This window comes from Streptomyces sp. NBC_00207, assembly GCF_045160965.1.
Classification (GTDB): Bacteria; Actinomycetota; Actinomycetes; order Streptomycetales; family Streptomycetaceae; genus Streptomyces.
The window spans coordinates 3,880,070-3,891,983 of record NZ_CP130715.1; the positions used below are offsets into that span (position 1 = coordinate 3,880,070).

At 73.1% G+C, this 11,914-nt stretch carries 11 protein-coding genes; 6 read left to right on the top strand and 5 right to left on the bottom strand.

Annotated elements, in window-relative coordinates; translation table 11 throughout:
* The first annotated feature begins 373 nt into the window (after positions 1-373).
* Entirely contained in the window at positions 374-688 is a 315-nt protein-coding gene (locus OG472_RS18540) for a hypothetical protein (protein WP_383567854.1), read from the top strand.
* Between the two features lie 112 nt (positions 689-800).
* On the opposite strand, the gene OG472_RS18545 is transcribed toward OG472_RS18540, so the two are convergent.
* Positions 801-1,523 carry an RDD family protein gene (locus OG472_RS18545; RefSeq protein WP_401602326.1) on the bottom strand — a complete coding sequence of 241 codons (723 nt, stop codon included), beginning with the start codon at positions 1,521-1,523 and terminating at the stop codon, positions 801-803.
* 162 nt (positions 1,524-1,685) lie between these two features.
* Entirely contained in the window at positions 1,686-3,167 is a 1,482-nt protein-coding gene (locus OG472_RS18550; protein WP_405830329.1) for an RDD family protein, read from the bottom strand.
* Positions 3,168-3,422: 255 nt separating this feature from the next.
* On the opposite strand from OG472_RS18550, the gene OG472_RS18555 reads away from it, so the two are divergent.
* The gene (locus tag OG472_RS18555; RefSeq protein WP_319733793.1) at positions 3,423-3,902 is read left to right on the top strand and encodes an SsgA family sporulation/cell division regulator; all 480 of its coding nucleotides are present in this window, start codon (positions 3,423-3,425) and stop codon (positions 3,900-3,902) included.
* Positions 3,903-3,952: 50 nt separating this feature from the next.
* Here the strand turns inward: OG472_RS18555 and OG472_RS18560 are convergent, their stop codons facing one another.
* Complete coding sequence (locus tag OG472_RS18560) at positions 3,953-5,335, bottom strand: FAD-binding oxidoreductase (protein WP_401602330.1); 1,383 nt, start codon at positions 5,333-5,335, stop codon at positions 3,953-3,955.
* Positions 5,336-5,481: 146 nt separating this feature from the next.
* Between OG472_RS18560 and OG472_RS18565 the strand changes: the two genes are divergently transcribed.
* Positions 5,482-7,008 (top strand): tetratricopeptide repeat protein, encoded by a 1,527-nt coding sequence (locus OG472_RS18565; RefSeq protein WP_405941758.1) that lies wholly within the window; start codon positions 5,482-5,484, stop codon positions 7,006-7,008.
* Positions 7,009-7,115: 107 nt separating this feature from the next.
* Here the strand turns inward: OG472_RS18565 and hppD are convergent, their stop codons facing one another.
* Positions 7,116-8,261, bottom strand: a complete 1,146-nt coding sequence (hppD, locus tag OG472_RS18570) for a 4-hydroxyphenylpyruvate dioxygenase (protein ID WP_376620537.1) — start codon at positions 8,259-8,261, stop codon at positions 7,116-7,118.
* 141 nt (positions 8,262-8,402) lie between these two features.
* On the opposite strand from hppD, the gene OG472_RS18575 reads away from it, so the two are divergent.
* The 3 genes from OG472_RS18575 to OG472_RS18585 all read left to right on the top strand — a co-directional run bounded on the left by OG472_RS18575 (position 8,403) and on the right by OG472_RS18585 (position 11,026).
* Positions 8,403-8,882 carry an Lrp/AsnC family transcriptional regulator gene (locus OG472_RS18575; RefSeq protein WP_351297364.1) on the top strand — a complete coding sequence of 160 codons (480 nt, stop codon included), beginning with the start codon at positions 8,403-8,405 and terminating at the stop codon, positions 8,880-8,882.
* A 118-nt stretch (positions 8,883-9,000) separates the two neighbouring features.
* Positions 9,001-9,639 (top strand): ArsR/SmtB family transcription factor, encoded by a 639-nt coding sequence (locus tag OG472_RS18580; protein WP_405941759.1) that lies wholly within the window; start codon positions 9,001-9,003, stop codon positions 9,637-9,639.
* Positions 9,640-9,715: 76 nt separating this feature from the next.
* Complete coding sequence (locus tag OG472_RS18585; RefSeq protein ID WP_405830334.1) at positions 9,716-11,026, top strand: MFS transporter; 1,311 nt, start codon at positions 9,716-9,718, stop codon at positions 11,024-11,026.
* Here OG472_RS18585 and OG472_RS18590 read toward each other — a convergent pair.
* Positions 10,956-11,753, bottom strand: a complete 798-nt coding sequence (locus OG472_RS18590; RefSeq protein ID WP_401602338.1) for a PDZ domain-containing protein — start codon at positions 11,751-11,753, stop codon at positions 10,956-10,958. The genes OG472_RS18585 and OG472_RS18590 overlap by 71 nt on opposite strands.
* Positions 11,754-11,914 lie beyond the last annotated feature (161 nt).

Below are 11,914 nucleotides of genomic sequence, written 5' to 3' on the forward strand. Positions count from 1 at the left end.
TTCTCCATAGGAGCGGGGGGTTCCGCGCGGCGCGCGTCTCAAGTGACGACATTTGACCGGAGAGAAGCAAGAAAAGACAGACCTTGACTTGGCCCTTACAACTGCACTATGCGGTCAGGGAGTTCCGGTATCCGGACGTTCCGCTGCCATACGGGGCGAAGGGAGCTTCCCGACCCCGCCGAAGGTCCGCCCCGTCCCCATTTCCCCCTCTGCCGCGGCACGGAAAATGATCCCGTGCGCCCCCCGTGCTCCGGCACCGTGTGTTAGGTCACGCTTACCGGCGGTTCCTCTCGGGCATCTCCCGTCATAGAGTCACTTGACGCGCGACCTAGTTGAGCCGACTCCCCCTCCCCTCCCGAGGACGGATATCGCCATGCCGCGTCCGACTGCCGCACAGCTCGCCTACGGCTCCGCCACGGTCATCGTGTCGACGATCGCCATGCTGCTGCTCTCGCAGACGAGCACCGGGCTCGGGGTCGCGGTCATCTCCGCAGCCGCGCTCGCCCTGGGTCTGCTCGTCGCCCTCACCGTGCCCGTGCCGCGCCGCCGCGGCCGTCACGCGGCCGGTACGAGGGCCTCCGCGGCTCCCGCGCCCACCGCGGAGCCCGCCTCCCACGAGGGTGCGACGCCGGCCGCCCGGGTGCCCGATCCCCGGACCGCCGAGGCCGAACACCCCGTCCACCACTGAGCTTTCGCCCGCCGCGCGGACCGTGCGCGCGGTGCGCGGGAGCCGAGCGCGACGCAGCGCGGGCGGCCGCCCCGGAGGACGGTCGCCCGCGCTGCAGCGCGCTGCCCGCGCGCTAGGTGGTGGCCTGGACCACGACCGTTTTGGCGGCCTTGTCGTGCAGGCCCTGCTTGTAGGGCTTGTCGACGAGGATCGAGACCACCAGGGCGATCGGCCACAGGCAGAAGCAGCAGATCAGCGTCGGCAGCCAGAGCACGGCGGCGCGGCTCAGGGCCGCCTTGGAGCTCGGCACGCTGCCGTCGTTGAGCATCGCCACGCGCAGGCTCAGCGCCTTCTTGCCGACCGTCTGGCCGCTCTTCTTGGTGAACCACCAGTCGTAGCCGACGTACGCGACGATCGAGATCAGTGTCATCAGCAGGCCGCTGCCGCTGTACGACTTGGTGATGACCTCGCTGACGTCCTCGCCCCGGTCCGTCTCGACCATGTACCGGTTGGTGCCGAAGGCCAGCTGGATGAGGAACAGCGGGACGGCGACGATCAGCACGTCGATGATGCGTGCGGCGAGCCGCCTGCCGAAGTCGGCGAGCGGGGGCATCCCCGCGAGCGGATCGGGCATGGCGGGGCCGCCGCCGTAGGGGTCGCCGCCGCCGTACGGGGGTGGTGGGGGCGGGTACCCCCCGCCGCCCGGGCCTCCCGGGGGCGGCGGCGGGGGGCCGCCGCTTCCGGGGGGCGGTGAGCCGTACGGCGAACCGCCCGACGGAGGCGTCGGTTCCTGGGGCTTCTTGAGGAACGGGTCCTCCTCGGGCGGCTCGCCCGGCGGCGGCTGGTCGGTACTCATGGGCCGAGTCGAACCCGGCTCCACCACCCCCGCAACGGGACGGCGTCCGTTCGGGGGAGACGGCCGTTCGGCGGCGCCGCTCGCGCGGGGACCGGGTGGTGGTGCCGGGCCAGGTCGCCTCTTTTGGATCTTGTCGGTCAGACGAGATCCGAAAGAGACGGCCTAGCGGGCCACGTACGTCCTGGCCGCCTTGTCGTGCCAGGCCTGGCGGCGCGGGCGGTCCACGAGGCACCAGAGGCTGCCGGGGAAGCCGAGGAGGGCGTAGACGAGCCAGCGGCACAGGGCCGCGCCGAAGCCGGGCGGGCGGAGGGTGGCGGTGGCCAGCACGCGCACGCCGAGCAGCTTCTTGCCCGCGGTGCGGCCCCAGAGGGCCGTGGGCAGCGCCTCGTACAGCACCCCGAAGAGGAGGACCGCGCCGAGGACCAGGCCCAGGTGGCCGGCGATGGTCGCGTCGAACAGCCAGACGGTGGTGGTGTGTCCGCTGGCGCGGGCTGCGTCGACCTTGGCCTGCACGTGGGCGGTGGCTTCGGGGAGGAGGGGCCGGGCGACGGCCGCGGCGACGGCGGCGAGGACGAGGGAGTCCAGCGCGCGGGCCACGGCTCTGCGCATCAGCCCGGCGGGGCGCACCGCCCGTTCGGCCATGCGCTCGAACACCTCGCGGGGCGTACGGGTGCCGGCCGGGCGGGAGGCCGGGTTCCCCGGGCGGTCGTCCTCGGACCCGCTCGGCTCCCAGCCCTTGGAGCGGGGCTCCGCCGGGGCCGGCGCCCCGGCGCCCGGCACCTTCGGGCGGACCCCCGCGGGCCGGGGCGCCCACACCTCGTGCCGGGGCGCCTCGGCGGCCTGAGCCGTGCCGGGGCGGGGGGCGGCGGGGAGTTCGGCCTCCGGGCGCGGATCGGCCGGGGCCGCGGGCCGGGAGGGCGCGGGGGTGGGGGCGGGCGCCGGGGCGGGCGCGGCGGGCCGGGAGGGGGCGGCTGCCCCGGGCCAGGAGGAGGTGGCTCCGGACACTCCGGCTCCGGGGGCGTCGGGCCATTCCGGGGCAGGGGCGGCGGGGGCCGGGGCGGCCGGGGCAGGGGCGACCGGGGCAGGGGCGACAGGGGCAGGGGCCGCCTGCGCGGCCGGGGAGCGCGCCGAGAGGATTCCCATGGGGGCCTGCGCGGGAAGCCGTGCGGGCGCCGCCGCGGCGGCCGCCGTGCGGGCCAGGGAGATCCCCGCCGGCCGGGCGGCGGCCTGGCCGGCCCCGGGCTCCGGCTCGGGCTCGGGCTCGGGCGGGCTGCCCCATGAGACCCGGTGGTCGCGGGGCCCGCCGAAGCCGGCCTGGTGCAGGGGGTCGGCCTGCCACACCGCGGGTTCGGGCTCGGCGACGGCTTCCGGCCCCTGTTCCCGTTCGCGTTCCCGTTCACGTCCGCGTTCCGGTTCGCGTGCGCGTTCCGGTTCGCGTGCGCGTTCCGGTTCGGGTTCCGGCAGCGCCTCGGTCACGGAGGTCTCGTCCAGGAACACCGGCCCCGTCTCCTGGGCGGGGGCGGGGCGGCTCGTGCCCGGCACCCAGGCCGCACCGTTCCAGTACCGGATGTACCCGGGGATGGACGGATCGGGGTAGTAGCCCTCGCGGGCCGCGTGCTCGCCGTCACCAGGGGAGGCCGTCATGTCCCCAACTCCGATCGTGGCTTGAGGCTTGTGCAAGGGAGGACCATAGCCAAGAACCTCGGCCCGACAGGTCCGGTAACGGGAGAATCCAAGCCATTGAGCGAACCTCACCCCTCCGGCACTTTTCGGTCAGCCGAAAGAATTCGGCCAATCTCCGGTTCGTTTCCGGAACTCGCGTCATACCCGTGCACATGGGTGCTCTCTCGGGGTGTGGGGCGCCACCAGGCCCCGGCACCGAACCGAAGTGAGGCCGTCATGCACCACCCCGTCGTCGAGCGCGAGCTGGAACTGAAGCTGGTCCTGTCCCCCGAGCGCAGCATCCCCGTCCCGGCCCGGCTCCTCTACCTCACGGACGACCCGTACGCCGTCCACATCACCTTCCACACCGGCTCCAGCACCCCCGTCAACTGGACCTTCGCCCGCGAGCTGCTCGTCGAAGGGGTGTTCCGCCCGTGCGGCCACGGCGACGTCCGGATCTGGCCCACCAAGGTCGACAACAAGTCCGTGCTCTGCATGGCGCTCAGCTCCCCCGACGGCGACGCCCTCCTGGAGGCCCCCGCCGGCTCCGTGTCGGCCTGGCTGGAGCGCACCCTGCGCGTGGTCCCGCCCGGCACCGAGGCCGAGCGGCTCGGCCTGGACGCGGCCCTGGCCGAGCTGCTCACCCCCACCCCCGCGGACGACCTGTGGCTGCGCGACCCGTGGCCGTCGGACGAGTCGGCGGACGGGGACCTGTGAGGGCAGGCGGCCCCGGCCCCGGCCCCGTACGGCCGGCTCCGGAGCCGAATTCAGAAGAGCTTGCCCGGGTTGAGCAGCCCCAGCGGGTCGAAAGCCTGCTTGACGGCGCGCTGCATCTCCAGTCCCACCGGGCCGAGTTCGCGGGCGAGCCACTCCTTCTTCAGGACGCCGACCCCGTGCTCGCCGGTGATGGTGCCGCCCAGCTCCAGCCCCAGCGCCATGATCGCGCCGAAGGATGCGCGGGCCCGCCGCGTCTCGTCCTCGTCGGCGGGGTCGAAGCAGACGATCGGGTGGGTGTTGCCGTCTCCGGCGTGCGCGCAGACCCCGATGAGCAGGTCGTGGGCGCGGGCGATGGCGGCCGTCCCGTCCAGCATCTCGCCGAGCCGCGAGCGCGGTACGCACACGTCGTCGATCATCGTCGCGGGCCGCAGGGCCTCCAGCGCGGGGAAGGACATCCGGCGGGCCTGCAGCAGCAGTTGCGACTCCGCCTCGTCCTCGGCGGGCACGACGGCGGTGGCCCCGGCGGCGGTGCACAGCTCCCCCACGGCCGCGAGGTCCTCGGGGGCGTGCGGGGTGTCGAAGGCGGCCAGGAGGAGGGCCTCGGTGGCCTCCGGCAGGCCCATCTTGCCGAGGGCGTTGACGGCGCGGACGGTCGTGCGGTCCATCAGTTCCAGCAGCGAGGGGGTCAGGCCCGCCTCCATGACGGCGCAGACGGCCTCGCAGGCGGCCGCGACGGAGGGGAACTCGGCGGCCAGGGCGAGCTGCCGGGGCGGCGCGGGCCTGAGGGCGAGGACGGCCTGGACCACGACGCCGAGGCTGCCTTCGGAGCCGACGAAGAGCCGGGTGAGGTCGTATCCGGCGACGCCCTTGGCGGTTCGGCGGCCGGTGCGCAGCAGCCGCCCGTCGGCCAGGACCACGTCGAGGCCGAGCACGTACTCGGCGGTGACCCCGTACTTGACGCAGCACAGGCCTCCGGAGGCGGTGCCGATGTTGCCGCCGATGGTGCACTGCTCCCAGCTGGAGGGGTCGGGCGGGTAGTACAGGCCCTGTTCGGCGACGGCACGCGAGAGCACGGCGTTCACCACGCCCGGCTCGACGACGGCGATCCGGTCGACGGCGCTGATCTCCAGGATGCGGTCCATCTTCACCAGGGACAGCACGATGCAGCCGTCGGAGGCGTTGGCGCCGCCCGACAGGCCCGTACGGGCGCCCTGCGGGACGACGGGGATCCGTAGGGCGGTGGCGGTGCGCATGACGTGCCGGACCTGTTCGACGGTCCGGGGCAGTACGACGACGGCCGGGGTCCCGGCGGCGCAGAAGCTGGCCATGTCGGTGGCGTAGGAGGTGGTCACCTGGGGGTCGGTGAGCAGGGCGTCGGCCGGGAGCCCTTCGAGGAGGTTCGCTCGCAGACGTGCGGAGAGATCGTCATCCATGGGACCAGCCTGGCACCCCGGTGCTCCCTGGGGGTCCCCCCGGACGGAGTCCGGGGGGAGGTCGTCGCGGGACCATCGGTGTGAACACGCCCGCGCCCCTCTTCGGGCACCTCCGTGAACTCTTCATATTGACGCACAGTGACCTCATGGACCGTATCGACGAGGAAACGCAGACACCGGCGCCGCCCGTGACCTTCACCGGCCGCAAGACGCTCGTGGCCGCCGCGGTCGCCGTGGTCCTGATCGCCGGGGCCCTGCTGATCCGCCCTGCCCGGACCGGTGACGACGCCCGCCCGCCGGGGCCGAGCGAGCGCGCCGCGTCGGCGGTGGGCATGGGTGCGCCGGCGGCGGCCGTGGACCTGACGGCGCTGGTGGCGGACCGGGAGAAGTGGGTCGCGAAGCACGCGGACGACGACGCCTCGTGGGCGGTCCTCGGCTCCGCCTACCTCGAACAGGCGCGGCGCACCGCGGACTCGGGCTGGTTCCCGAAGGCGGAGAAGGCGCTGAAGCGCTCGTTGGAGGTCCGCCCGGCCGAGAAGGGCAACTTCGACGCGATGACGGGCATGGGTGCGCTGGCCAATGCCCGTCGGGACTTCGGGAACGCCAAGAAGTGGGGCGAGCTGGTGCGGGCGCAGGCGCCGAAGCGGTGGACTGCGTACCCGGTGCTCGTGGACGCGTACACCGGGCTCGGCGACTACAAGGGCGCCCAGAAGGCGATGGAGCTGCTGATGGAGCTGCGGCCGGGCCTGGCGGCGCACGTCAGGGCCTCGCAGGTCTACCGGGACCGCGGCTGGCGCGAGGACGCGGTGATGTCGATGGAGCAGGCGGCGGGCGCGGCGAAGGCCCCCGCGGAGAAGGCGTACGCGCTGTTCCGGCTCGGGGAGCTGTGCTGGGAGCGGGGCGACGCGGCGGAGGCGCTGCGGCACTACGAGGGCGCGCTGCGGACGGATCCGGCGCAGGCGGAGGCGCTGGGCGGCCGGGCCCGTGCGCTGGCCGCGCTGGGGCGGCCGGGGGAGGCGGTGCGGGACTACCGGCTGGCGCTGGGGCGGACCCCGGTGCCGCAGCTGGCGCGGGAGCTGGGCGAGCTGCTGGAGTCGCTGGGCCGGGCCGAGGAGGCGCGCGTGCCGTACGACATGCTCGGTTCGATGACGGCGCGGGACGGGCAGAACGGCGTCGACGAGGACGTGGTCCTCGGCCTGTACGAGGCGGACCACGGCGATCCGGCGGCGGCGGTGCGGCGCCTGTCGGAGGAGTGGTCGCGGCACAAGAGCGTGCAGGTCGCGGACGCGCTGGGGTGGGCCCTGCATCAGGCGGGCGAGGATTCGGCGGCGCTGGAGTACGCGAAGAAGGCCACGGAGCAGGGCTTGCGCAGCGCCGACTTCTCGTACCACCGGGCGATGATCGAGCGCGGCCTCGGTGACGTGGCGGCGGCCCGCCGCCACCTCCAGGAGACCATGCGGACGAACCCGCACTTCTCGCCGCTGCGCGGGCCGCTGGCGAGGGAGGCGCTGACGGCGATCGGCCAGCCGTCGCCGGGCGGACCGGAGAACCTGCAGCCGGTCACTCCGTGGGTCGAGCCGGAACTGCCCAAGCCCCGGCCCACGCCGAAGGCGTCCGAGGAACCCAAGGCGTCGCAGGAGCCGAAGCCGGATCCCTCCCCGTCCTCCCCCTGACCGACGGAGCGGCGCGGCCCTCCCCTCGCGGGGCCGCGACGCCGTCGGCCGGGACACGGGCGGGCCCCCCGGCGTCGGCCGGGGGGCCCGGAAGCCGCGCGGGCGGCCTAGAGGTTGCCGCGCTTCTCCTGCTCCCGCTCGATCGCCTCGAACAGCGCCTTGAAGTTGCCCTTGCCGAAGCCCATCGAGCCGTGGCGCTCGATGATCTCGAAGAAGACGGTCGGGCGGTCCTGCACCGGCTTGGTGAAGATCTGCAGCAGGTAGCCGTCCTCGTCGCGGTCGGCCAGGATCTTCAGCTCGCGCAGCTCGTCGATCGGCACCCGGGTGTCGCCGACCCACTCGCCGAGCGTGTCGTAGTAGCTGTCCGGGACGGAGAGGAACTGGACGCCGGCGGCGCGCATCGTGCGCACGGTCGCCACGATGTCGTTCGAGGCCAGCGCGATGTGCTGGACGCCGGGGCCGCCGTAGAACTCCAGGTATTCGTCGATCTGCGACTTCTTCTTCGCGATCGCCGGCTCGTTGATCGGGAACTTGACCTTCTTGGTGCCGTCCGCGACCACCTTGGACATCAGCGCCGAGTACTCGGTCGCGATGTCGTCGCCCACGAACTCCTTCATGTTCGTGAAGCCCATGACCTTGTTGTAGAACGCGACCCACTCGTTCATCCGGCCGAGTTCCACGTTGCCGACGCAGTGGTCGATGGCCTGGAAGGTGCGCTTGGCCGGGGGCGCGACCATCGGCTCGACGGCCACGTAGCCCGGCAGGTACGGGCCGGTGTAGTCGCCGCGCTCGACCAGCGTGTGGCGGGTCTGGCCGTACGTCGCGATCGCGGCCAGCACGACGGTGCCGTGCTCGTCCTTGACCTCGTACGGCTCGTCCAGGCCGCGGGCGCCCTGCTCGACGGCGTACGCGTACGCCGCGCGGACGTCCGGGACCTCGATGGCGAGGTCGATGACGCCGTCGCCGTGCTCGGCGACGTGCTCGGCCAGGAAGCGGCCGTGGTCGGTCGCCGGCTTGATGACCGAGGTCAGCACGAAGCGCGCGGACCCGTTGGTCAGGACGTAGCTGGCCGTCTCGCGGCTGCCGTTCTCCGGTCCGGAGTAGGCCACGAGCTTCATGCCGAAGGCGGTCGAGTAGTAGTGCGCGGCCTGCTTGGCGTTGCCGACGGCGAAGACGACCGCGTCCATGCCCTTCACCGGGAAGGGGTCGGCCTCACGCGCGGTGTGCGGGGTGGTGTCGAGGGTCTCAGTCATGAGCGCAGAGTCCCGCCGATCCACAAGCTGCGCAATAGTTCTCTGTTTGACTGTACAAACTGCCCAGGCTGACCGCAGGCTGTGTGAAACATCTGTGCACTATGACCACCCACGGGCACGCGTGGGCACCCGGAGGCTTCCATGGGCATCGACGAACTCGACGGCCGGCTCATCGTCCTGCTCGCCCGTGAGCCCCGGATCGGGGTCCTGGAGGCCTCGCGCCGCCTCGGCGTGGCCCGCGGGACGGTGCAGGCCCGCCTCGACCGGCTCCAGTCGAACGGGGTCATCCGCGGCTTCGGCCCGCAGGTCGATCCGACGGCCCTCGGGTATCCGGTGACCGCCTTCGCCACGCTGGAGATCAAGCAGGGACAGGGGGCCGACGTACGGGCCCACCTGGACGGAGTGCCGGAGGTGCTGGAGCTGCACACCACCACCGGGCACGGGGACATGCTGTGCCGGCTCGTGGCCCGGTCCAACGCCGACCTGCAGCGGGTGATCGACCGCGTCGTCGGGTTCGAGGGGATCGTCAGGGCGTCGACGGCGATCGTGATGGAGAACCCGGTGCCCCTGCGGATCATCCCGCTGGTCGAGCAGGCGGCCGAGGACGACACCCGGCCCTGACGGCGGGCGGGCCTGACGGCGCCCGGGAGCCGACGGCCCGGCGGCCGGGCCGGACATCCAAAGAAGGCGTTGCAAAGAAACCCTTGCAGAGAAATCTTTGCAACTCTATCGTCGAGCCATGCCCGAGAAGCCCGTAGACGCCGTGGACCACCCCGTGGACCCCGTGGCCCCCGCAGGGACTGCCGGGCCCGCAGAGCCCAGCGTCCGCACGCTCGACGCCCGTACACTGCGCGGCCTGGCCCACCCCCTGCGCATCCGCCTGCTGGGCGCCCTGCGGCACGACGGCCCCGCGACCGCCTCCCAACTGGCCGACCGGCTCGGGGAGTCGAGCGGCGCCACCAGCTACCACCTGCGCCAGCTCGCGGCGCACGGGTTCGTCGAGGACGCACCCGAGCACGGCAAGGGCCGTGAACGCTGGTGGCGGGCCGTGCACGAGGGCACCAGCTTCGACGGGGCACTGCTGCGCGACGCCGACCCCGCCACGAGCGGTGCGGCGGAGGTCTTCCTCCAGACGGTGGCCGCCACCCACGCGCAGGAGGTCGCCACCTGGGTGGCCGGGGCGCACAGCCGGCTGGAGCGGTGGCAACAAGGCTCCGGCCTCAGCGACTTCACCCTGCGGCTGGCTCCCGCACAGAGCGAGGAACTGATCCGCGGACTGCACGACCTGATCAACTCCTACCGCGACCTGCCCGAGGCCGAGGACACGCAGACGGTCCGCGTCCACACGCACGTCCTCCCGCGCTTCACGTCCGAGTAGCCCCCCCCCCGCACGCAGCACACACCCACGCACAGCCCACACCGCACACCGCACACCGCACCGAAGGAGTCCCGCCATGCGCGCCTTAGGTCACAGCCGGCGCCCGCTGGCCGCCGTACTGGCCGCCAACACCATTTCCATAGCCGGAAGTTCACTCACCCTCATCGGCGTCCCGTGGTTCGTGCTGCAGACCACCGGCAGCGCCGGCCGGGCCGGGGTCGTCGCCTTCTGCGCCACCCTCCCCGTCGTCGTGGCCGCCCTGATCGGCGGACCGGTCATCGACCGGATCGGCCGCCGCCGGATCTCCATGGCCTCCGACCTGATCAGCGGCCTGTCCGTCGGCGCGATCCCGCTGCTGCACCGGGCGGGCGTGCTCGAGTTCTGGATGCTGTGTGCGCTGATGGCCATCGGCGGCCTCGTGCACACCCCGGGCCTGACCGCCCGCCACGTGCTCCTGCCGAACCTCGCCCAGCACGCCGGCACCACCATCACCCGGGCGGCCAGCCTCTACGACGCGGTCTCCCGCGGAGCCCGGATGATCGGTGCCGCACTGGCCGGCGTACTGATCGCGGCGTTCGGCGCCGAGACCGTACTGCTGCTGGACGCGGCGACCTTCGGGGCGTCGGCGCTGCTGGTCGCCGCGTTCCTGCGCGGGGTCCCCTCCGCCGAGCCGCAGCCGGCCGCCGGGAAGGCGTCCTTCGCGGCGTACCGCACCGAACTGGCCGAGGGCTGGGCCTTCCTGACCCGCTCCCGGCTGCTGATGGGCATCACCGTGATGGTCATGATGACCAACGGCCTGGACCAGGGCTGGTCCTCGGTGCTGCTGCCCGTGCACGGGCAGGACAACCTGGGCGGCGCCACCACGCTCGGCCTGATGATCTCCCTCTTCGGCGGCTTCGCACTGCTCGGCGCCCTGCTCTACGGGGTGTGGGGCGAGCGGTTCCCGCGCCGGGCGGTGTTCGCGGGGGCCTTCCTGCTCTCCGGGGCGACCCGGTACGTGGTGGCCGCCTTCACCGACACGCCGCTGCCGCTCGCGGTGACGATGGCCCTGGCCGGCCTGGGCGCGGGCGTGCTCAACCCGATCCTGACCACGGTCATGTACGAGCAGGTGCCGGAGGAGCTGCGCAGCCGCGTCGCGGGGGTGACCACGGCGGGCTGTGAGCTGACCATGCCGCTGGGCGGGCTGGCGGCGGGCCTGCTGGTCGACGGGTTCGGGGTCGGCCGGGCGCTGCTGCTGTTCGGCGGCACCTACCTGCTGACGACGCTCGCCCCGCTGGTCTTCCCGGCCTGGCGCGGCATGGACCGCAAGCCCGCCGTCAGCAGGACGGAACGTCCTCTCCCCGCTTCAGCGCCCGCAGAGAGTTCACCGCATCCGTCAGCGAGGTGACGGGGACCAGCCGCAGCCCCTCGGGGAGTTCCGACCGGGCGTCCGCGCACTCGGCCTTCGGCACGAGGAACACGCTCGCCCCGTCGCGCCGCGCGGCCTGGGTCTTCAGGGCCACCCCGCCGACGGCGCCGACCGTGCCGTCGGCGGTGATGGTTCCCGTACCGGCGATGCTGCGCCCGCCGGTGAGATCGCCGCCGCTGCCGTCGCCGTCGAGCTTGTTGACGACACCGAGTGAGAAGAGGAGCCCGGCACTCGGACCGCCGACGTCGGCGAGGTTGAGATCGACCTTCACGTCCTTGGGGTCCTTGTGGAGATAGCCGAGCGCGGCTTCGGCGGCGGCCGACTGCGACTTGGCCATCTCCTCCAGGTTGTGCTTCTCGATCTCCTCGTCGCTTCCGCCCGAGGAGTAGACGGCCTCCTTGGGCATGACCGCCTGATCGGTCTTGAACCAGTGGTCGACGAGCTCGTGCAGCCGCATGGTCGAGGACGGGCCGGTGGCCCGGATGGTCGTCATCCGCAGCTGGCCCTCGGTCTCCCGGACGGGCGCCCCGGTGACGGTGATGACCGGCTTGCCCTTGTCGGACCCCAGCACGTCGGCCGTGGGGCCGGGAACGGCGACCACGTAGGGCAGCGGCGCGAAGGCCGCGGCGACGAACAACCCGACCACGGGCACGGCACAGACGGCCAGGGCAACGGGACGCGACAGACGTGAGAGGGCTGAGAGCACCCGCCCAATCTATCCGGCCAAGCTCACCCCCGGCCCCGCCGGCCACTCCAGCCCGCCGCGCCAATCCAGCCCCGCCGACGTTTGGGGCGCTCTGTCAGCCCCGCCGGCGCTTGAGGCGCGGGGTCTGGGGCGGAGCCCCAGAAACGGCGCCGCACCCGCAC